The sequence below is a fragment of the Dellaglioa sp. CoH-57-MRSF-17 genome, assembly GCF_056782015.1.
Map to the genome: position 1 here is coordinate 314,862 of NZ_JBXAXY010000002.1, position 24,019 is coordinate 338,880.

Here is a 24,019-nt window from a genome sequence, read left to right on the forward strand (position 1 = left end):
GACTTTTCCGGTTGTCGTTTTTACTTATTTTTTCTTAGATTCTTCATCTTCATCAATTTTCAAGACTGCCATAAATGCTTCTTGTGGAATCTCAACATTACCAACTTGTTTCATTCGTTTCTTACCAGCTTTTTGTTTTTCCAAAAGTTTCATACGGCGTGTTCGATCTCCACCATACAATTTAGCTGTAACATCCTTACGGTATGCTTTAATATTTGTTCTTGCAATAATTTTTTGTCCAGCAGCAGCTTGAACTGGAATTTCAAACATTTGGCGCGGAATTAATGATCTTAATTTATTGACGATACCTTTTCCACGTTCAAAAGAAAAATCACGATGAACAATAAAACTCAATGCATCAACTGCTTCACCATTCAACAAGATATCAACTTTAATTAAATCACTTGGACGGTAACCCTCTTCTTCATAATCCAGGGATGCATATCCACGTGTATTAGATTTTAATTTATCAAAGAAATCAAAGATAATTTCTGATAAAGGCATATGATAAATAATATTTACACGGAATTCATCTAAGTAATCCATCGTCTCAAAAACACCACGTTTTTTTTGACAAAGTTCCATGACTGCTCCAACATATTCATTAGGTACCATAATACTTGCTTTCACATAAGGTTCGTTAATTTGCTTAATTGATGATGGTTCTGGCATTTCAGAAGGGTTAGAAACAATTATTTTCTCACCATCAGTTAAATCAACATGATAAATTACAGATGGTGCCGTTGTAATCAAATCTAACCCAGATTCACGTTCTAACCGCTCTTGGACAACATCCATGTGTAATAACCCTAAAAATCCACAACGGAACCCAAATCCTAGTGCTTGTGACGTTTCTGGTTCAAATTGTAAAGCAGCATCATTTAATTGTAATCTTTCAAGTGCCTCACGTAATTCATTATATTTTGAATTATCTACGGGATATAACCCACAATAAACCATAGGATTAATTGCACGGTAACCATCTAGTGCTTCAGTTGCTGGATTGTCAGCTGAAGTTACTGTATCACCAACTCGTGTATCTCGAATATCTTTAATTGCCGCTGTAACATACCCAACATCTCCGGCCATTAAAAAATCACGATTAACTGCTTTGGGTGACATAACCCCAACTTCAGTCACTTCATATTTTTTCTTACTATTCATTAATTCAATTGTGTCGCCAGGTTTTACAACACCGTCAACCACCCGAATACTCAAAACAACGCCACGGTAACTATCATAGATTGAATCAAAAATTAAAGCTTTCAATGGTTTTTTTAAATCACCATTTGGTGCAGGAATTTTCGTTACAATCTGTTCCAGCATCTCTTCAATACCAATACCATTTTTAGCACTTGCCAGAACGGCATCAGAGGCATCTAATCCGATAACATCTTCAATTTCTTTTTTTACCATTTCAACATTAGCAGATGGTAAGTCAATTTTATTAATAACTGGTAAAATCTCCAAATCATCATCAATCGCTAAATAAACGTTTGCGAGTGTCTGTGCCTCAACACCTTGAGCAGCGTCTACAACAAGTACAGCACCTTCACAAGCCGCCAAACTCCTTGAAACTTCATAAGTGAAATCAACATGTCCTGGTGTATCAATTAAATGAAAGATATATGTTTCACCATCTTTAGCAAGATAATGTAATTCAACCGCATTTAATTTAATTGTAATTCCACGTTCTCGTTCAAGATCCATCGAATCGAGTAATTGATTTTGCATCTCACGTTTAGTAACTGTATCAGTCATCTCGAGGATACGATCCGCAAGTGTGGATTTTCCATGATCAATATGTGCTACAATCGAAAAGTTTCGAATATGTTTTTGTCTATCTTGCATTTCTTCAAAATCCATTAATAGCGTCCTACTTTCTTGTTTCTATCTCTTCTGATTATAACAATCAACGCTACTAAACACAATTACAGTTCGCATACAAAAAAATAGAATCATCTTAGAAGACGATTCTATTTTTAACTTTATTTCTTATTTTTAAATTGATCTTTTAACTTATCAAATAAATTACCTTCGCCAACAACGTTTTTACCGCTAGCTGTAGCAAATTCTTTCAAAGCATCTTTTTGTTCTTTTTTAAGATTACGAGGTGTTTCAATATTAACCGTCACTTCTTGATCACCATTACCCTTACCATGTAATTTAGGCGCACCCTTATCACGTAATCTGAAAGTCGTTCCAGTCTGTGTTCCAGCGGGAATCTTCATTTTTACATCTCCATGAACGGTTGGAACCGTTACTTCGTCGCCCAATGCAGCTTGGACAAAGCTAATTGGAACATCAATGTAAATATCAGGACCTTCACGGTCAAATGTGCCACTAGCCTGAACTCTAAAGATAATGTATAAATCTCCATAAGGTCCACTATTTTCACCAGATTCACCTTGTCCTTGAAGACGCATCTGTTGACCATCTTCAACACCAGCAGGAACAGTTACTTTAACTTCATGTCTTTCATCAATATGGCCTGATCCATGACATGTATCACATTTTTCTTTAATCTCTTTACCTGTACCATGACAAATATCACATTCTTGTTCAGTCATCATGTTTCCAAGTGGCGTACGACGCTCAACTTGGATAGTACCTCGACCACCACATTTATGACATGTAATTGGAGAAGTTCCAGGTTTTGCTCCAGAACCAGAACAAGTAGCACATAGACTTTTACGATTGTATTTAATTGTTGATTCTTTACCAAAAACACCTTCATTAAATGTCAATGTCATCTCGTATTGCAAATCACGACCTGCTCGTGGAGCGGTTGGATCTTGGGAAGCACCACCACCGCCGAAAAATGAACTGAAAATATCTTCAAATCCACCGCCGCCAAATCCACCTTGTTGTCCTTGACCACCAAATCCTCGGTAAGCACCACCTTGAGACCCAGCTGAACCATATTGATCGTATTCAGCTTTCTTTTGTGGATCACCAACTGTTTCATATGCTTCAGTGATTTCTTTAAATTTATCTTCGGCACCAGCATCCTTATTAATATCCGGATGATATTGTTTAGATAACTTACGATACGCTTTTTTTATTTCTTCAGGTGACGAATCTTTAGTCACACCAAGTACATTATATGGATCTTTGTTCTCTGCCATTCCGTACCTCCGAATAACCTTTTTGGTTTTTATTGCTCTAAATAGGATAACATGTCTAACATGAAATAAAAAGCCAAAGTCCCAAAGGCCTTTGACTTTCTATCACACTCAAAATTTAGTAAAGATTACTTCTTATCTTCAGGGTTAACTTCTTCGAAGTCACCATCGACAGTTTCATCTTTAGGGTCTTTAGCCGTGCCTTCAGCACCAGCTTCACCTTGAGCTTCTTGTGCTTGTTGATACAATTTAACAGTTAAGTCTTGAACAATTTTATTCAATTCATCTTTCTTAACTTTCATATCTTCAACATTGTTATCTTCTTGAGCTTTCTTCAAAGCATCACGAGCATCTTCAGCAGATTTAATTTCTTCTTCAGTTACTTTACCTTTTAATTCTTCCAAAGTTTTATCAACTGAGAATAATAATTGATCAACTTCATTCTTCAAATCAACTTCTTCTTTACGTGCCTTATCTGCTTCTTCGTTTTCTTTAGCTTCATTAACCATGCGTTCGATTTCGTCTTCTGCAAGACCACCTGAACTCTTGATTGTAATTTTTTGTTCTTTGTTTGTGCCTAAATCTTTAGCAGAAACGTTAACAATACCATTTTTATCAATATCAAATTTAACTTCAATTTGAGGGATTCCACGAGGTGCAGCAGGAATATCATTTAATTGGAAACGGCCTAATGTTTTATTATCAGTAGCCATTGGACGTTCACCTTGTAAGACATGGATATCAACGGCAGGTTGGTTATCTGCAGCTGTTGAGAACGTTTGTGACTTGCTTGTTGGGATCGTTGTATTACGATCAATTAACTTAGTAAAGACGCTACCCATTGTTTCAATACCCAATGAAAGTGGTGTTACATCAAGTAAAACAACATCCTTAACATCACCAGTAATGACACCACCTTGAATTGCAGCACCAAGTGCAACAGCTTCATCAGGGTTAACTGATTGGTTAGGTTTGTGATCTGTTTCTTTTTCAACTAATGCTTGAACAGCAGGAATACGTGTTGAACCACCAACCAAGATAACTTGATCAATATCAGCATTTGTTAATCCAGCATCTTTTAAAGCATTTTGAACTGGAATACGTGTACGTTCAACTAAGTCTTGTGTAAGATTATCAAATTTTGCACGTGATAATGTTGCTTCTAAATGTAAAGGTCCAGCAGCACCGGCTGTAATAAATGGTAAGCTAATTTGTGCACTAGTAACACCAGATACATCTTTTTTAGCTTTTTCAGCAGCATCTTTAAGACGTTGCATTGCCATTTTATCTTTTGATAAGTCAATACCATTTTCTTTTTTGAAGGTCTCAACTAACCAGTCCATGATTTTTTGATCAAAATCATCTCCACCAAGTTTAGTATCACCGTTTGTTGATAGTACTTCAAAGACACCATCACCTAATTCAAGGATAGAAACATCAAATGTACCACCACCTAAATCGAATACAAGGATTTTTTCATCTTTTTCAGTATTTTCAAGACCATATGCTAAAGCAGCAGCAGTAGGTTCGTTAACAATACGTTCAACTTCTAAACCGGCAATTTTACCAGCATCTTTTGTAGCTTGACGTTGTGAATCGTTAAAGTAAGCAGGAACTGTAATAACAGCTTGTGTTACTGATTCGCCTAAGTAAGCTTCAGAATATTCTTTGATGTATTGTAAAATCATAGCAGAAACTTCTTGTGGTGTGTATGATTTTCCTTGAATATCTACTTTGTAGCCTTCTTCTCCCATGTGACGTTTAATTGATGCAACAGTATCAGGGTTTGTGATTGCTTGGCGTTTAGCAACTTCACCAACTTGAGTTTCGCCATCTTTAAATGAAACAACAGATGGTGTTGTACGATTTCCTTCTGGGTTTGTAATAATTTTTGCTTCTTTACCTTCTAACACAGCAACAGCTGAGTTAGTTGTTCCTAAATCAATTCCTATAATTTTTGCCATAATTTATCTACCTCTTCTTATATTATTATTGAGCGACAACGACCATTGCTGGACGTAACACTCTATCTTTTAATTTATATCCTTTTTGAAGGACTTGAACAATTGTATCTGCTTTTTGATCATCAGAAGCTGGAACTGTTTGAACTGCTTGGTGAACATTTGGATCAAAAGTAACGTCATCAGTTGCAATTTCTATAACGTCATTATTAGTTAATGCTTTTTGTGCATCTTTATAAACTAATTCAATACCTTTTTTAAGTTGTTCGCCACTCTCAGTGTCAACCTCAATTGCCAATGCTCGTTCCAAATTATCGATAACTGGTAGAACATCTTTAGCTAATGATTGCCCGCTATACTTTAAGAGTTGTTCTTGTTCTTTCTTAAAGCGTGTATTCATATTTGCCATTTCGGCTTCTGCTCGTAAATATTTATCTTCCATTGTGTCTAAACTAGCTTGTAACTCAACTAATTTATCTGCATCAGAAGGCTTTTTACTAAATTTTTCTTTTACTTTATCAGTAACAGAACTTTTTTTCTCATTTTGATTAGTTGCTTCACTAGACTGATGTTGCTCTTGTGTAACATCTTCTTCAACTAAATCTTCTTTGGCATCTTTAACCACACACAACACCCCTTTTCTTATTTATCAAATTGTTGATAATAATCTAACAATTTTTTAGCAAGCTCATCACTAAATGCATCTAATAAACCAATCATTTTTGAATATGGCATATTTGTAGGACCCAATAATGCGATAACCCCTTGACCATGGTCACTAACATCATAACTAGCTGATATAAGACTATAGTTATCAAGTAATTGGTTCGTTAATTCCTCACCAATTTTAATTTGAATAGGTTTACCTTGAATTCCAATTAATTCACCAATATTCTTGTTATTTGATGTGTCTACTAAATCATATAATGATTTTAATTCATCCACGTTACTATCGGTAGCAAAATCTAATATATTAGATTTACCGCCAACAAAAACTTGTTCACGTGCTGCCTGCTTTAAAATATTACCAAAAATATCTAAAATACCAGCTGGCCTACGCATATAATTAACCAACATAACTGGGATACTTGTTCTTAACTTCTTAGAAATTTCAGCTAATGACAACCCAATTAATTGGTCATTCAACAACCTTGTTACGGCTTCTAAATCTGATCCGTTAATCGATTTAGGAATACTGAATGTCTGATTCTCAACAACGCCACTACTCATCACAAGAATAGCCATAATTCGATGATTTCCTAATGGTACTAATCGAAAACCTTCGAGACGACTTTCCATTGTTTCAGGTCGTAAAGAAATCGCTGTATAATTTGTTAAGTCCGAAAGAATCTTAGTTGATTCTGCAAATATTTCATCAATCTTTTGAAAATGAACACCAAGAGAATTTTGAATATTCGCTAATTCCGCTGCTGGAACAACGCCGGGTTTAACAATGTGATCAACATAATATCGATAACCTAAAAATGAAGGAATTCTACCAGAAGAAGAATGTGTTTTTTTAATTAACCCATTATTTTCCAATGTCACCATTTCATTTCTGATAGTTGCTGAACTTACATGCATTGGTAAAAAATCAACGACCGATTTAGAACCAACAGGTTGACCAACCTCTGTATATACTCTGACAATTGCTTCTAACACTAACATTTGTCTTTCTGTTAGCATGATCAATCACCTCTTTTTAGCACTTAACACAATGGAGTGCTAAGACAACTATTAATATACTAAATGTTGAGATTATTGTCAAGGAATGCACTCACTTTTTTAAAGAAAATGGCTGACTAAATATATCCTATTTAGTCAGCCATTAAACCAATACTTATATGTGTTGGTCAAAATAAGTATTAGTATTTTTTTTATCTTTATTTAATTGCGTAATTAATCCAGGAATACCTTCAAATTTAACTTCACTTCTCAAATATGCTAACCATTGAACCGTAACAATTTGGCCATAAATCATCTCGTTGAAATCAAATAAATTTATTTCGACCGTTAATTCACGATTTTTTCCAAACGTTACGTTGTAGCCAATAGATGCCATCCCACGATACCAGACATCACCAACCTGAACGCTAGTCACATATATTCCGGGTCCCGGAATTCGAATGTGTTCATTGAATTCTAAATTTAATGTTGGAAAGCCAAGTTCTCTACCTCTAGCTTCACCGTGAACAACTTTACCAAGTGTTTCATATTTATAGCCCAATAACTTATTAACATCGCTAATATGTCCGTTATCAATTTCCATTCTAATTCGAGATGAACTTATCTTTTGATGATTCGTCGCTAATTCAGGCACAGTAATAATTTCAAATTTTTGATTAGCATATAAAGGTAGTGTATCCATATTTGCGATATCTTTTTTACCATACGTATAATCAAATCCTGCAACTACTACCTTTACATGCAATGCAACCATATATTTATCGACAAAATCTTGTGGTTCCATTTTTGCTAAACTATTATTTAGCGTTAAAATATAAAAAATATCAACGCCTAATTGCTTCATTAATAATATTTTTTTTTCCATAGACGTTAAATATTTTACACTTTGTTCGGGTGCTTTTTGAAATTGTACTGACGGATGCTTATCAAATGTCATTACTGCAAGTTTAATATTTTTTTCGTTAGCTTTTTGCTTAGCTTCTTGTATTACTTTTTGATGTCCTAAATGAACACCGTCAAAAAAACCCATAGCAAGTGAAATAGAATCATTACTAATTTCGTTAGGGTTATACGGTTCAGTTAAATAAATAACTTTCATGTTCCAATATCTTCCTTTATCCTAAATCAAACATTGTCTCAGACTGATAACGATTTTTTTCACTATTCAATCTGTATAAACATCTAATTTTATTTTCATAAACTAGAGAAACTGTTGGCTCATTATTAAACGAATCAACTGCTAAAAATCCACCATTTTGGACAATAAGCCACTGTTCAGTTGTTAATTCATACCTTTTAAATGATGTTAGCGCTGTATCAATTGGATATAACAACGATTCTAACGTCCCATTGACTTTAGCCTCATTTAATTGGTCCAGGGTAAACGCCTTATCAATTCTAAAACCGCCGCTTTCCAGTCTAGTCAGGTCGGACATAACTGCAGGTACACCTAATTTTTTACCGAGATCAACAGCTAGCGTCCTAACATAGGTCCCTTTTCCACATGCAACTTCAAAATAAATTTTTTGTCTTTTATTTTCTAAATCATATTCTGTAGCTTTCGTTTGAATAAATGAAGTCACCGTTATTTGTCTTTCTGGACGTTCCACTGTTTCACCTTTACGAGCGTAATCATATAAGCGACGTCCGTTTACTTTAACAGCTGAGAACATTGGTGGAATTTGAATCATTGTACCTGTCATCTGGTTCATAACATCATCAATTTCTTCCGATGTGAAAGGATCTATAATCTCTTTTTCTTCGATTATTTCGCCATCTAAATCTTCAGTTTCTGTAGAGAAACCAAGTGTTATTTCACCCGCATATACTTTGCCAGAATTCATCAAATAGTTTACTGTTTTTGTCGCTTTACCAATACAAATCGGTAGAACACCATCAACATTTGGATCAAGAGTACCTGAATGACCAACTTTTTTGGTTTGAAAAATGCCACGACACTTAAAAACACAATCATGACTGGTCATACCACGTTCTTTGAATAGTGGAATAATTCCGTCCATTGTCTTACCTCCGTTAATATACTTTTAACAGTATATCATAATCAGTAAAACAAGGGATATCGATTCTAATTTTTATAAATATTGAAATTTCTATTTAAGAGATAACTATCTATCATCATTCCTAAATACCTATTTACCAACAGTTTTAGCTACGTTATTATTCACAAAACTTCCCATAAACATCATAATTTTTTATTCTTTCCATAACGTTATCCATTTCTTTTTGTAGTGCAGGCCGATTTTTATATTTCTTTTTCAAACCCTCACAAAGAGATATTGCTACTTCCTCATCTCCAAAGTTATTATACCGTAAAATATAATCGCCAATATTTTGATAGTCTTTTCTATTTTTAGCTTTAACTATTAAATCTTTAACTATGCTTTCAAACATCATGTTAGCTTCTTTGGGATATAGTGGGTAAATATATTTTCCATAATTCATAAATAAATTCAGATTTTTTTTAATTAATTGTAGCAAAATGGTAGCTTCGTTTTCATCTGCTAATATCTGTGCAAGTTGCCAATTATCAAGTGTTTTAGAAATGTTTTTCAGAATATCAGGGTATTCAGCTTTCCAAAATCCATTATCAACTAAAAGCTTTTTTAATTTTTTATAATCGGAATCATTGCCTTTATATAATGCCTGTTTTAAATACTCAATTCTTTTTTGAACTTGATTTGTCTCCTCATAGATAGTATCTAGTCGAGTATACCAAGGTTGTAAATATTGAATATTTTTATCATTATCTGTAATTAATTTTTTTAGTACTAATTTTTCTGCAACTTCATAGTCTTTTCTTGAAACAGCTAACTCAACTTTAAACATTCTAACATCATCAATATCTAAATTATTATTAATAATTTCTTCTGCTTCTTTAATTTTATTTACTTGGAAGAACAATTTAATTTTAAATAATAAATATTTACTTTTCCTATCTTGTTGTGTATATTCATCAAATCTTGTACTAATTTTATCGGCAATTTTCAATACTTTATCCGTATTTTTTGTATTTAGCAAAGGAAGAATGAGACTGAGTAAATCAAAATCACTCACCGCCCATTCATTCCAAAAATTTTTTTTAGCATATCGAATAACATTCGTAACAATTAATTTTTTCTTTTCATCTGCCCCATCTTTAACAGACAGTTTTTCTACATAAATCCGTATTTTAGAAAGTATACTCTCTTGCTCAATCATAAACCCTAATTCTGTATACTCACTGACCTTTACTAATTGTTCTAATAAATCTAATAATATTAACATAGGTGCTTTTAAATAATTTTGACTAAATCTCACGTCACAAATAGAGAGCAGATTATCGACTACTTCACTAATATTGTCGTATCCTCTCCACGAAACATACCCTTGTTTCCTATTTTCATAAATAATTTCTCGAATTCGTTCCTTTGCATCTTCTATTTCTTCTTCTTCATCCAAAAATCCCAAATCAGCTAATATATCATTCTTTATTTCGTATTTATTCTCAGTATATTTTGTTAGTAATCGAATTAATACTTCTTTTGACTGTGAAGTTAATAATTCTTTATATTGCTCTGAATTCAAATTAGTACCTCTTTCTAATATATATTTTGAAAATTAAATTAATTTTTTAAAGGAAATTACCACACTATCTAATGATTGTTGAATAGTGGTATAAGAAAAATTCATAATTCTTCAAATGAATTAGTATTCAACTACACCATATAATCAAAGATATGAGATACCAATACTTACAACTAATTTTACTTGATTACTATTAAAAATAAAAGATATGATTATATTATAAGATAATATCTCCATTGATGAGGAGAAAAAAAGGCCTAATCACTAAGGATTAGGACCTTCATAAAGTTATCCATCAACAACAGTTTAAATAGAGCAACAAACGGTATCAGGATTTTTATTTTAATATTCAGAATCTATCTTTTTAAGTAATTGATCAATTTTATCACCATATTGAACTGACTCATCTCTTACAAAAACCAATTCTGGTGTTTTATAAATTGATAATCTTGATCCAAGTTCACCACGAATTAATCCAGAAGCTTTTTCCAAACCACGTTGTGTTTTTTGTGCATCTGATGCCATATTTGACAATATACTATAGTAAATTGTCGCCTGTTGTAAATCACCAGTTACATTAACTCCCGTAATTGTGACACCTTCAACTCGAGGATCTCTCACTCGTTTTAAAAGAATATCATTAACTTCTTTTTGAATTTCTTGTGATAAACGACCTACACGGTAATGTTGTGTCATTTTATATCCTCCTATAGTTGTTATGAATTATTTAACTGGAACTTCTTCCATAACGTAGGCTTCAATTTGGTCGCCTTCTCTAATGTCATTGTATTTTTCAATCATGACACCACATTCGAAACCTTGTTTAACAATTTTAGCGTCATCTTTAAAGCGTTTCAAGCTTGCTAATTTACCTTCATAAATAACAATACCATCACGAATTAAACGAACGCCGCTATCTCTTTCGATGTAACCTTCAGTGACGTAAGCACCACCAATTGTTCCAACTTTTGTAACTTTATATGTTTCACGAATTTCAACTTGTCCAGTTATTTTTTCTTCAAAGACTGGTTCAAGCATTCCCTTCATAGCCGTTTCAATTTCTTCAATTGCGTTATAAATAACACGATGTAAGCGAATATCAACTTCGTCAGATTGTGCTTGAAGTTTAGCTTGAGGTGTTGGACGAACATTAAATCCTATAATGATAGCATTACTTGCTTCTGCCAAAGTAACATCACTTTCAGTAATTGCACCAGCTGCTTGATGAATGATATTAACTCGAACACCTTCAACATCAATCTTCTTCAAACTTCCTGCAAGAGCTTCAACTGAACCTTGAACATCTGCTTTAATAATAACAGCAACTTCTTTTAATTCGCCTTCTTTAAGTGAATCAAACAAGTTATCAAGTGTTACATGCGTAACATTTCCACGTTCTTTTGTTAAAGCACGTTTAGCACGTTCTTCACCAGCTGCACGAGCAGTTTTTTCATCATCAAAGACAACGAAACGATCGCCAGCACCTGGAACATCATTCAAACCAGTAATTTCTACTGGTGTAGCAGGTTTAGCTTTATTAACTTGACGGCCTTTATCATTTGTCATAGTACGGACACGTCCGAAACTATTACCAACAACAATTGGATCACCAACTTTTAACGTACCTTGTTGAACAAGTAATGAAGCAACTGTTCCACGGCCTTTATCAAGACGAGCTTCAATAACAGATCCAATACCCTTTTGTTTTGGATTTGCTTGTAATTCAAGAACTTCGGCTTCAAGTAAAATCATTTCTAATAATTCATCAAGGTTTGTGCCTGTTTTCGCTGAAATTTCAACGAAAATAGTATCACCACCCCAACTTTCAGGAATTAATTCATATTCAGCCAATTGTTCTGTAACATGAGCAGGATTAGCACCGGGCTTATCCATTTTATTAACAGCAACAATAATAGGTACATTGGCTGCTTTAGAATGATTAATTGCTTCAATTGTTTGAGGCATAACCCCATCATCAGCAGCAACAACTAAAACAGTGATATCAGTAATATCGGCACCACGAGCACGCATATTTGTAAATGCAGCATGTCCAGGTGTATCTAAGAATGTAATTGTTTTATTATCATGTTTTACTTGGTAAGCACCAATATGTTGTGTAATACCACCAGCTTCACCATCAGTAACATGTGTATGACGTAATTTATCAAGTAAGGTTGTCTTACCATGATCAACATGTCCCATGATTGTAACAACTGGTGGTCTTGAAACAAGATTATCTTCATTTTTAATTTCTGCATCAAACATTTTATCAATATCAGCAACATCTACATCGATTTTAGCTTCTGATTTAATACCATATTCTGCTGCTAAAATTTCAATTGTATCTGTATCGAGTGTTTGATTTTGGTTAACCATTACGCCTAACATAAATAATTTTTTAATAATTTCTGCTGGTTCACGATGAATCTTTTTAGCAATTTCAGCAACATTAGTTGCAGCATTGTAATATAAGATTTCTGGTAATGGTTTATCTTTTCTGGGTGATACAGGTGGTTTTGGTGTCGTTGAACGACGGTTTTTCTTATTTCTGTTACGTTTGTTATAAGGATTATTCCCATAACGGTTATTATTATTAAATCTCGAACGTCCTTGCTGATTAGCATTACCATTATTAGCAGTTCTAGCACTTGATTGTGTACTATTTTGAGGACGATTTGCTGGCTTTTCATTTGTTGTCTTTGGTGCAGCGTTAGTTGTTCTTGCTACTGGTTTTGAAGCTACCTGCGATGATTTTTGAGCAACAGGTTTACTATTCGTTGTTTTAGCAGGTTGTGCTGGTTTCTTTGCAACAGGTTTTGCTACTGGTTTTTTCGGTGTTGCATTAGATACAGTTTTTTCAACCATTTTCTTTGCAGCAACTACTTTAGCAGCGCCCTTTTTAAATTTATCGCGAATCTGACGTTCTTCATTATCACCAATAGTTGACATATGATTTTTAACATCAAAACCTTTTGTCGTTGCAAAATCAATAATATCTTTAGTATTTAATTCTAGCTCTTTAGCTAATTCATAAATTCTTTTTTTTCCCATATTTGCATGCTCCTTCTATATATCCATTAAGTCACACATCCTTCTGCTAAAACCTTTATCGGTAATAGCATACACTGTGCGCTGTTGTCCAACGGCCTCACTTAAACTGGCTTTTGAAAATCCAACATATAATTTAACATTATAGCTGTTGCACTTATCTGTTACTTTTTTTAAAGTCGCTTGTCCACAATCTTCAGAAAGAATAACCAATTTAGCTTTATTCTTCCTGACAGCATTCAATACTAGTCCTTCACCAGTCACCAACATACCTGCGCGTCTGGTCAAGCCTAGCATTTGTAAGAATTTTTGACTATTTTTCATCTTTAAATAATTCTCGTCTAGCTACCTGATGGTCAACATATTCGACAAGTTCTTCATAAAATGATTCGTCAATCTTAATACCGAATGCTTTATTGAATGTTCTTTCTTTTTGAGCCTGCTTCGCCACATCTACATCAAGAAAAATATATGCGCCACGCCCTGGTTTCTTACCTGTTGGATCTAAAGATACTTCATTTTCTTTATTCTTAACAACACGAACAAGTTCTTTTTTAGGTTTCATTTCACCCGTAACGATATCTTTACGCATTGGAATTTTACGATTAATCACTTTAATTTGCCTCCAAATCAATTACCGATCAGTTTTAATCGGCTTATTTGTTTGTTTCAGAAACTTCTTTTTCTTCACTACTGTTAACCATATCAGATTCAGATTTAATATCAATTTTAAACGTTGTTAATTTTGCAGCTAATCGTGCATTTTGACCTTTTTTACCAATTGCTAATGACAATTGGTGATCTGGCACAACTACAGTACAAGCATGATCATTTTCTGGATTAAAGACAACATTGACAACTTCTGCAGGATTCAAAGCATTAGCAATGTATTTTGCAGGATCTTCATTCCATTCAACAATATCCATATTTTCGCCTTTTAATTCATTAACAATAGTTTGTACACGTTGTCCTTTAGGACCAACACAAGTACCAACAGCATCGATATCTGGATTATTCGAACGAACAGCTACCTTAGCACGGTCACCTGCTTCACGAGCAATTGATACAATTTCAACTGTTCCGTCATATATTTCAGGAACTTCTTGTTCAAATAATCGTTTTAGCAAGTCAGGATGTGAACGACTAACAAAAACTTGAGGGCCTTTAGCAGCATTCTCAACTTTTGTGATATAAACTTTAATTCGATCATGTGGATTAAAACTTTCACCAGGAATTTGATCAATCTTAGCTAAAACAGCTTCCACTTTACCTAAATTAACATAAATATAACGATTATCATGACGTTCTACTTCACCGCTAACGATTTCATTTTCATATTGAATATATTGATCATAAACAATACTACGTTCAGCTTCACGAACACGTTGCATGATAACTTGTTTAGCAGTTTGTGCAGCAATTCGTCCAAAATCCTTAGGTGTAACTTCAAATCGAATTGAATCGCCAACTTCATATGCTTTATTAATCTCTAAAGCATCTTGCAAACTAACTTCAAGACGTGAATCAAAGACTTCTTCGACTACTTCTTTAACCGCATAAACTGTAATATTACCTTTTTTTGAATCAAACTCTACTTCAACATTTTGTGCTTGATTGTAATGACGCTTGTATGCAGAAACTAATGCTGCTTCAATGGCATCAATAATAACTTCTTTTTTAATACCTTTTTCTTCTTCTAACACTGTAAGTGCACTTAATAGTTCTTTACTCATCTTTAATTTACTCCTTTATAAAAAGCTACTTAAAATTTGATAGCTAAGCGCGCCTTAGCTATTTTTTGACGAGGAATAACGATCGTTCTCTTACGCGTTTTGTCCATATAAACAACTGTTAATTCATCAGCTGTTAATTCCGTTAAGGTACCTTGAAAAATTTTAGCGTTATTAATAGGTTCATATAGTGAAATATTAACGTATTCATTCAAAGCTCTTTCATAATCTTTTTCCTTTTTCAAAGGTCTTTCAGCACCAGGTGATGAAACCTCTAAAAAATAAGCTTGTGGAATTGGATCAGGATTAATCTCATCTAATTTTTCACTTAAAATATCACTAACAGCAACACACTCTTCAATTTTAATGCCTTCAGGTTTATCAATGTAAACTCTTAAAAACCAACTTGGGCCTTCTTTAACAAATTCAATGTCCACCAATTCAATATTCTGTTCATCAACAATTGGTTGAACTAGCTCTGTGACAGTCTCTATAACAGTACTCACACGTTACCCTCCTTACATTTTCCCAATAAAAAGAGTGAGCATCGCTGCTCACTCAAACAAGATATCAAAATACTTTCTTTAATATAGCATAATTTTCTGAAAACATCAACAAACTGCTATGTTCTCACTTTTTAGAAAAAGACATCATCAAAAATAGATAGTTGATTTTCATCTGGTAATGCTTTTAAAACATTATTTTCAGTCATATACTCAATTAATGACTTAGAAACTTTACCACGTTTAGCTAAATCTTCTTTAGATAAAAATGGGCGTTCCTCACGAGCAGCAATAATTTGCTTAGCAACGTTATTACCAAGACCTGGTACAGCTCTAAATGGTGCAATTAACTTATCACCATCAATTATCCAATTTGAATCATCTGATTTATCCAAATCAATCATCCCAAATTGGAAGCCACGTTCAAGCATTTCATTGCTTAATTCAAGGACCGTCAACAAATTTTTCTCTTTTGTTGATGCATCCATCCCTTTATCATTAATATCTTTCATTGCTTTTTTCACTGCTTCTTTACCATGCGACATTGCGACTAAATCAAAATCATCTGCTCTAACACTGAAATAAGCACAGTAATATAACATTGGAAAATAAACTTTATAGTATGCAATTCGTAAGGCCATCAAAATATACGCAGCAGCATGTGCCTTAGGGAACATATACTTGATTTTTAAACATGCTCCGATATACCAATCTGGAATTTTTGCTGCTTTCATCTCAGTTTGATAATCATCTGAGATACCTTTTCCTTTTCGAACACCTTCCATAATATTAAAAGCGCTACCAGCTTCCATACCCATATGAATAAGCCCCATCATGATATCATCACGACAGCCAATAACTTCCGGCATCGTGATTGTTCCATTAGAAATAAGTTCTTCAGCGTTTCCCAACCACACATCTGTACCATGTGATAGACCAGAAATTTTTAATAGTTCAGCAAATGTTTTAGGTTTTGTTTCTTCTAGCATCCCTCGAACAAATCTCGTTCCGAATTCCGGAATACCTAATGTACCTGTTTTTGAGAAAATTTCGTCGCTAGTAACACCAAGTACTTCAGGCCCTTGGAATATTTGCATAACGCCCTTATCATCCGTAGGGATTGTTTTTGGGTCAACTCCTGATAAATCTTGTAACATTCTAATCATGGTTGGATCATCATGACCCAAAATATCTAATTTCAAGATATTATCGTGGATAGAATGGAAATCAAAATGGGTTGTTTTCCATTCGGAAGTTGAGTCATCTGCTGGATACTGGATAGGTGAAAAATCATAAACATCCATATAGTTAGGGACAACTAAGATACCACCAGGATGTTGACCGGTCGTCCGTTTAACGCCAGTTGACCCCTTAGCAAGTCGATCTATCTCCGCATTTCTAAACGTTGCTCCAGTATCACGTTCATAACCCTTAACATAACCATAAGCCGTTTTATCTGCAACAGTACCAATTGTTCCTGCACGGAAAACATAATCTTCCCCAAATAAAACTTTCGTATAATTATGCGCAATTGCTTGATAATCACCCGAAAAATTCAAATCAATATCAGGAACTTTATCACCATAAAATCCAAGAAAAGTTTCAAATGGAATATCATGTCCATCTTTATCTAATGGTGTACCACATTTGGGACAGTCTTGGTCTGGTAAATCAAATCCAGACCCATATTCACCTTTTTCATAAAAATGTGTATATTTACATTTAGGGCATCGATAATGAGGTGGTAATGGATTAATTTCTGTTATTCCAGTCATTGTTGCAACAAGACTTGACCCAACAGATCCACGGGACCCTACTAAATAACCATCTTTGTTAGATTTATGAACTAATTTTTGTGAAATTAAATAAATAACTGAAAATTCATTATCAATGATACTTGTCAATTCTTTATCAAGACGTTTAACCACAGTTTCAGGTAACTCTTCTCCATAAAGTTCATGAGCGCGATTATAGGTTAATTGTTTAATTTCTTCTTCAGAGCCATCAATTTTCGGTGCATATAATCGATCTTTAACTGGAGAAATGTCATCATCAATCATATTAGCGATTAAATTCGTATTTGTAACAACGATTTCTTTAGCAACATCCGCACCTAAAAATTGGAATCCTTCCAACATTTCATTCGTTGTTCTAAAATGTGCATCAGGTAAAATAGAACGATTTAACGGATTAGCACCACCCATTGAATTAACAAGAATTTTACGATAAATACTATCTTCAGGGTTCATATAATGAACATCTCCAGTCGCAACAACCGGCTTATCCATTTCGTGTCCTAAATCAACCATATTTTGTAAAATTTCCTCTAAATTTTGATTATCCTTAATTAATTCTTGATGGATTAGAGGTTCATATAATGCTTTAGGCTGAATTTCTAAGTAATCATAAAACTTAGCCTTTTCTTTAGCCTCTTCCATCCCTTTTTGCATCATTGCTGTAAATACTTCACCTGAGTCACACGCTGAACCAACGATAATACCTTCACGATATTTATTTAACTCACTTCGAGGGATGCGGGGCATCCGATAAAAATAATCTATCATCGAAGTTGAAACTAATTTAAACATATTTTTAAGTCCGGCTTGAGTTGTCGCAAGTAACGTAACATGGAATGGACGTGCTTGTTTGTAAGCATCATGCTCACCCATATGATCATTCAATTGAACATGTGACGTTATTTCAAATCGTTCCTTAGCATCTTTAATAAAGATATTACACAAAAGACCAGTTGTCTCAGCATCATAAATAGCGCGATGATGATGTTCCAAGTTAACATTGAATTTTTTGGAAAGTGTATTTAATCTAAACCCTTTTAATTCGGGATGTAAAAATCTTGCTAACGTTAACGTATCAATGATTGGATTTTGCATAGGTTCCATGCCATGACGTTCATATCCAGTATTCATAAAGCCAATATCAAAACTAGCATTATGGGCAACTAGAATACTACCTTCTGAAAATTCTCTAAATAATTTAAAAACTTCTTCTTCAGATTTTGATCCATGAACCATTTCATCCGTAATTGAGGTTAAATTAGTTGTTGTTTCAGATAAATGATGTCCTGGATCAATAAATTCATCAAATTCTTCAATGACATTTCCCTTTGTCATTTTAACAGCAGCTAATTCAATAACTTTATCAAATCGAGCAGATAAACCCGTTGTTTCCGTATCAAAAGTAACATAAGTGGCTTCTTCTAGATTTACATCCTTATCATTAAAAGCAATTGGAATACCATCATCAACAACGTTAGCCTCAACACCGTACAAAATTTTAATATTATTTTTCTTTCCAGCAGAATGAGCCTCAGGAAAACTTTGTAAGGTAGAATGATCCGTAATCGCAATTGCTTTTTGTCCCCATTTACTGGCTTGCTGTACATAATCCGTAATTGAATTTGTGGCATCCATTTGACTCATATTTGAGTGTAAATGTAATTCAACACGTCGTTCATCATCTGGAGCTGTTTCTTGACGGCTTGGGTGGTCGACTTGATTAATATCGTAAGCATTCACCACTAGATCTCGCATAAAATTATCTTCTTGTACTGCACCACGAACTCTGACCCATTCTTTTTCTTGAATAGCAGCAAACATCGCTTCGTCTTCTTCATTACGAGAGAATTTTTTTACGGTCATGGATGAACTATAATCCGTCATTTTAATGATCATTAATTGTCTTTCAGACTTAAGCGTCCGGATTTCCTTAGAGAAAATATATCCCTCAATAATAACCGAGCGTTCCTCTTCAATGATTTCAACCATCCGTTTTGCAGGCTCTTTTGTACTAATCTTTTTACCCATTTGAACAGGTCCATTAATTACAGTTTGAGAATCAGTCTTTTTCTTTTCATTTTGTTTCTGAATAGTTTCTGTTGCCTTCTGCATCATTATGGCATCTTGAGATTCTTTTCGCTGTCTAATTTCTTCTATTTTTTCTTGTGATTTTGATTCATCTAATAATGTATTAATATTTATCTGTGGAAATCCGACCATTTGATACGCAGTTTCAATTGGTCCTAATGCTTGACCTGTTAAGAACGTTTTTACAATTTCATTTTCAGCCATTAACATCACTCGTCTATCATCAAGATAAGGGACGTTCCCATGAAAAAGTTCTTGTACTAGCGAAGAATTAGCTTCACTATTTTTAACTGCCCATGTCCAATAATCGCCTAAAAGTTGGTTTGTTAATTCTGGTTGCTCAACTTGAACAGTTATTTTTGTTTTTGCAATATCTTTAAATGTAATTGCAATTTTATTTTCTAAGTCACTAAATAATGAAAATGGCAAAATTTTAGGGGCAACTAGCTTGAATTCCCATAGTTTTGACTTTTCATGAACAGTTACGGTTGAAATTTCAATTAAATCCAATATTTCACTATCTTGTTGGTCACTTGATTGAAAATTAATTTGTTCTAATAGTTTATTGAATAATTCTTTATTATTAAGCGACAAATGATTGACTCCTTTTCTAAAAATGAAAAAGAGACTGAGTCAAAATTTTCTTTTGAACTCAATCTTCTTTAACTAGTTTTGATTTTCTTCTTTTAATAAAATTGAGATAGAGCTCTCTAATTCGTCTTTCGTTACTTCAATCGTTTCACCATTTCTACGTAACTTCACTTCAACGATACCATCAGCAGCTTTCTTACCAACTGTAATTCGAACAGGTAATCCAATTAAATCTGAATCAGCAAATTTAACACCTGCACGTTCTTTACGATCATCAAGCAATACTTTGTAACCATTTTCAGTCATTTTTTTGTCAATTTCATTAGCTAGAGCCATTTGTTCATCATTTTTAGCATTAATTGGAATTACATGAACATCGTATGGTGCAATACTTCTAGGCCATACTAAACCATTTTCATCAGCTTGTTGCTCTGCAATGGCTGCAAGTAAACGACTAACGCCGATTCCATAACAACCTAATATCACAGGTTTTTCGCGGCCATTATCATCTAAGATATTAGCGCCCAATGCCTCAGAATATCGTGTTCCAATTTTGAAGATATGACCAATTTCAATCCCCTTAGTAAATTTCAATTCGCCTTCCCCTTCAGGTGAAGTTTCACCTTCTTGAGCCAAACGTAAATCTACAAATTTATCTACTCGGTAATCACGATCAATATTTGCGTTAAATAAATGAGAACCAGTCGTATTTGCACCAACGACCGCATTTATCATTCCCTTAATTCCTTCGTCGGCAACAATTGTTACGTCTTCTGTAACACCAACAGGTCCAAGTGAACCAAACTCTGCACCCAACACTTCAGTAACATCTGAATCAGTTGCCATACGTAAAAAATCAGCGCCTAATGTGTTTTTTAATTTAATTTCATTCAAAATATCATTTCCGCGCATTAAAACCATCACTGGTTTTTCATCAGCCATAAATAATAATGATTTTATTAAATTTTCACTTGCTGTATCAATAAATTTAGCCAACTCATCAATTGTTTTAATATTTGGTGTTTCAATTTTTTCAATATCTTTAATCGCTTCATGTGAATTCTTATATGTTTTCAAACTTTTTGCCATTTCTAAATTAGCTGCATAATCGCTCTTATCAGAATAAACGATTGTATCTTCACCAATATCAGAAATTGCCATAAATTCTTTTGAATCATTACCGCCCATTGCACCTGCATCACCAATAATACTTCTAAAATTAAGACCACAGCGTTCAAAAATATTTTGATATGCACGATTCATTTTTTGATAAGTATCATTTAAACTTTCTTCATCCGCATGGAATGAATAAGCATCTTTCATTAAAAATTCACGGCCTCTTAATATACCAAAACGAGGTCTATTTTCATCACGATATTTTTGTTGTATTTGGAACATTGTCAGTGGTAATTTTTTATATGATTTGATTTCATCACGAATTAAAGAAGTAAATGTTTCTTCATGAGTTGGTCCTAAAATAAATTTTCTATCATGTCGATCTTTTAATTTAAAAAGTGTATCACCATAGGTTTCATAACGACCTGTTTCTTCCCATAATTCAGCAGGAATAACGGCAGGTACAAGCATTTCAACCGCTCCAATTGCTTCCATTTCTTCGCGAATAATTGTTTCAATTTTTCTAATAACGGAGAAAGCTAATGGTAAATAACTGTACATTCCGGCTGAAACTTGTCGAATATATCCAGCTCGTAACATCATTTGATGACTGATAACCTCAGCATCGCTTGGAACTTCCTTCATTGTTGGTATTAATAATTGTGATTGTTTCATACTATTTTATTCTCCTTTTTCATTTAAAAGAAATAACGCTGAATATCATTCCATGTGACTAATATCATCAATATCATTAAAAATGCAAATCCAACTAATGTAATAACACCTTCTTTTTCAGGTGAAATTGGTTTGCCACGAATTCCTTCGATAATATTTAGTACTAATTTTCCACCATCTAAAGCTGGAATTGGTAATAAATTCACAATTCCTAAGTTAATTGATAAGAATGCAAGCAATGACACAACACTCGCCAACCCATAACTTGCTGCATTTGAAGTCACTGCATAAATTGCAACCGGACCACCAAAATCATTTAAGCTGACACCTTTAGTAAACATCCCTACTAATACAGCCACAATACTAGCCACGACACTCCATGATTGCGTAAACCCATAAGTAATTTTATTGATAAATGAGTGATCCATTTTAACTGTAATACCAATTTTACCGATCTTTGTTGAGTCTGTTTTACTTGATTCAGGTGTAATAACGATTGATTCTGTTTTACCGTTCCTTATTACTTTTAAGTCAGTTTTTTTATCAGGACGACTGCTAATCGCTGTCGTTAATTCAGTCCAGTTTGTTGTCTTTTTATCAGATACAGCTACAATTTTATCATTTGCTTTTAACCCCGCCCTTTGAGCCGCAGAATTCTCTTGAATTGTACCAATTTGATTCAAATTGGTTGCAACGCCACCTTGCATAAAAGCAAGTAGTATAAATGCAACAATAGCTAATAAAAAGTTATTCATCGGTCCAGCAAAATTCGTTAAAATTCGATTCCAAAGCGTAGCTGATTGAAATTGAACATCTTCAGGAGCGATTTGAATTTCTGTGCCATCTTTTTCAATTATTAACGCATCATGATCAACATTATATTTTTTTACTATCTCTTCATTACCATTTTCATATCCTGTAATCCAGAGTTCTTTTTGCAAATCACTATCTAGGTATTCGATTGGGATACCATTATACAGCGTTGTTTTTTTACTCGTATTAATCTTTGTAACCTTATTATTACTATCCAGTATTAAACTCATAGGCATACCAGGTTTTAAATCTTCATCTTCATCATCAGCGATTCCCGCCATTCTAACATATCCACCAAGAGGTAATATTCTTAAAGTGTACGTTGTACTACCTCTATGGAATGAAAGTATTTTTGGCCCCATACCAATTGAAAATTCACGAACTAAAATTCCAGCACGTTTTGCAAAATAGTAATGACCAAATTCATGAATCACAACTAAAATTCCAAAAACGATAATAAATGTAATAATCGTTTTAATCATGTGAATCCTCCCCCTTTAATTTATTACATTAACCCAAATAAATGCATAATTGGCCATACAAATATTAAACTATCAAATCGATCTAAAATACCACCATGTCCAGGTAGAATACGTCCAGAATCTTTTACACCATAGAAACGTTTAAACGCGGACTCAACTAAATCACCGCATTGTCCAAATACCGAAAGGATTAACGTAATCAAAATCATTATAGGAAAAGAATGATTTTGTGGGAAGAAGTAAATAAAGATACTTCCTAACAGTGTAGCCATTAATGTTCCACCAATTGAACCTTCCCATGTTTTATTTGGACTAATATGTGGTGCTAATTTATTTTTACCAAACTTACGTCCAAACATGTAAGCACCTGTATCTGTTGTCCAGATAACAATTAAAATATATGCTAATGTCATTAATCCGTTAAAATCGTTGCCTCTTGCCGCAATAAAATAATGAAATCCCATCCCGACATATAAAGAACTTAAGACAAAAACACCAGCATCATCAAATGAAAAACGATTTTTTGAAGTAACCATATACATTAATAGAAGTGCAACAAGAAAATAAAATACATTTACAGAAGAAATGTGAGCTGGTAAAAATTTAAACCACTTATCTGGTGCAATCACAGTTATTGTCATTAAGATACCAAAAGTAGCCTCTGGTGATATCAATAATTTTTTCTTCATTACAAATACTTCCGAAATACCAATGCATCCTAAAATTAAAGCAAATATCTGCAATGGTAGTCCACCAATAATAACCAATGGTATGAAAATACAGAGAGCCACAATTGCCGTAATTACGCGCTGTCTCATAA

18 protein-coding genes are annotated in these 24,019 nt (G+C 33.7%); all 18 read right to left on the minus strand.

The window, feature by feature from the left end; all coding sequences use genetic code 11:
* Window positions 1-24: 24 nt before the first annotated feature.
* The 18 genes from lepA to AC1RPJ_RS03550 all read right to left on the minus strand — a co-directional run bounded on the left by lepA (window position 25) and on the right by AC1RPJ_RS03550 (window position 24,017).
* Window positions 25-1,866 (minus strand): translation elongation factor 4, encoded by a 1,842-nt coding sequence (gene lepA / locus AC1RPJ_RS03465; RefSeq protein ID WP_481761374.1) that lies wholly within the window; start codon window positions 1,864-1,866, stop codon window positions 25-27.
* Window positions 1,867-1,988: 122 nt separating this feature from the next.
* Complete coding sequence (gene dnaJ / locus AC1RPJ_RS03470) at window positions 1,989-3,128, minus strand: molecular chaperone DnaJ (protein ID WP_481761375.1); 1,140 nt, start codon at window positions 3,126-3,128, stop codon at window positions 1,989-1,991.
* A gap of 125 nt (window positions 3,129-3,253) precedes the next feature.
* Window positions 3,254-5,089: a molecular chaperone DnaK gene (gene dnaK, locus AC1RPJ_RS03475; protein ID WP_481761376.1), complete on the minus strand. Its 1,836-nt coding sequence runs from the start codon at window positions 5,087-5,089 to the stop codon at window positions 3,254-3,256.
* Window positions 5,090-5,114: 25 nt separating this feature from the next.
* Complete coding sequence (gene grpE / locus AC1RPJ_RS03480; protein WP_481761377.1) at window positions 5,115-5,711, minus strand: nucleotide exchange factor GrpE; 597 nt, start codon at window positions 5,709-5,711, stop codon at window positions 5,115-5,117.
* Between the two features lie 17 nt (window positions 5,712-5,728).
* Entirely contained in the window at window positions 5,729-6,772 is a 1,044-nt protein-coding gene (gene hrcA / locus AC1RPJ_RS03485) for a heat-inducible transcriptional repressor HrcA (RefSeq protein WP_409022460.1), read from the minus strand.
* 154 nt (window positions 6,773-6,926) lie between these two features.
* Window positions 6,927-7,871, minus strand: a complete 945-nt coding sequence (gene ribF, locus AC1RPJ_RS03490) for a riboflavin biosynthesis protein RibF (protein ID WP_481761378.1) — start codon at window positions 7,869-7,871, stop codon at window positions 6,927-6,929.
* A gap of 16 nt (window positions 7,872-7,887) precedes the next feature.
* A complete protein-coding gene (truB, locus tag AC1RPJ_RS03495; protein ID WP_481761379.1) occupies window positions 7,888-8,793 on the minus strand; it encodes a tRNA pseudouridine(55) synthase TruB in 906 nt (301 codons plus the stop codon).
* Window positions 8,794-8,950: 157 nt separating this feature from the next.
* Entirely contained in the window at window positions 8,951-10,357 is a 1,407-nt protein-coding gene (locus AC1RPJ_RS03500) for a tetratricopeptide repeat protein (RefSeq protein WP_481761380.1), read from the minus strand.
* Window positions 10,358-10,699: 342 nt separating this feature from the next.
* Window positions 10,700-11,053, minus strand: a complete 354-nt coding sequence (gene rbfA, locus AC1RPJ_RS03505; protein ID WP_409022457.1) for a 30S ribosome-binding factor RbfA — start codon at window positions 11,051-11,053, stop codon at window positions 10,700-10,702.
* Between the two features lie 27 nt (window positions 11,054-11,080).
* Window positions 11,081-13,408, minus strand: a complete 2,328-nt coding sequence (infB, locus tag AC1RPJ_RS03510) for a translation initiation factor IF-2 (RefSeq protein ID WP_481761381.1) — start codon at window positions 13,406-13,408, stop codon at window positions 11,081-11,083.
* 15 nt (window positions 13,409-13,423) lie between these two features.
* Window positions 13,424-13,729, minus strand: coding sequence for a L7Ae/L30e/S12e/Gadd45 family ribosomal protein (locus tag AC1RPJ_RS03515; RefSeq protein ID WP_409022455.1), 306 nt, complete (start codon window positions 13,727-13,729; stop codon window positions 13,424-13,426).
* Entirely contained in the window at window positions 13,719-14,018 is a 300-nt protein-coding gene (gene rnpM / locus AC1RPJ_RS03520) for an RNase P modulator RnpM (RefSeq protein WP_409022454.1), read from the minus strand. The genes AC1RPJ_RS03515 and rnpM overlap by 11 nt, the downstream gene beginning before the upstream one ends.
* A 43-nt stretch (window positions 14,019-14,061) precedes the next feature.
* Complete coding sequence (nusA, locus tag AC1RPJ_RS03525) at window positions 14,062-15,138, minus strand: transcription termination factor NusA (protein WP_409022453.1); 1,077 nt, start codon at window positions 15,136-15,138, stop codon at window positions 14,062-14,064.
* Window positions 15,139-15,167: 29 nt separating this feature from the next.
* Window positions 15,168-15,641 carry a ribosome maturation factor RimP gene (gene rimP, locus AC1RPJ_RS03530; RefSeq protein ID WP_409022452.1) on the minus strand — a complete coding sequence of 158 codons (474 nt, stop codon included), beginning with the start codon at window positions 15,639-15,641 and terminating at the stop codon, window positions 15,168-15,170.
* Window positions 15,642-15,772: 131 nt separating this feature from the next.
* Window positions 15,773-20,116 (minus strand): PolC-type DNA polymerase III, encoded by a 4,344-nt coding sequence (locus tag AC1RPJ_RS03535; protein WP_481761382.1) that lies wholly within the window; start codon window positions 20,114-20,116, stop codon window positions 15,773-15,775.
* 72 nt (window positions 20,117-20,188) lie between these two features.
* Window positions 20,189-21,904 carry a proline--tRNA ligase gene (locus AC1RPJ_RS03540; protein WP_481761383.1) on the minus strand — a complete coding sequence of 572 codons (1,716 nt, stop codon included), beginning with the start codon at window positions 21,902-21,904 and terminating at the stop codon, window positions 20,189-20,191.
* A gap of 23 nt (window positions 21,905-21,927) precedes the next feature.
* On the minus strand, window positions 21,928-23,199 hold the full coding sequence (gene rseP, locus AC1RPJ_RS03545) for an RIP metalloprotease RseP (protein ID WP_481761384.1): 1,272 nt from the start codon (window positions 23,197-23,199) through the stop codon (window positions 21,928-21,930).
* A gap of 23 nt (window positions 23,200-23,222) precedes the next feature.
* The gene (locus tag AC1RPJ_RS03550) at window positions 23,223-24,017 is read right to left on the minus strand and encodes a phosphatidate cytidylyltransferase (protein ID WP_409022448.1); all 795 of its coding nucleotides are present in this window, start codon (window positions 24,015-24,017) and stop codon (window positions 23,223-23,225) included.
* Between the last annotated feature and the right edge of the window lie 2 nt (window positions 24,018-24,019).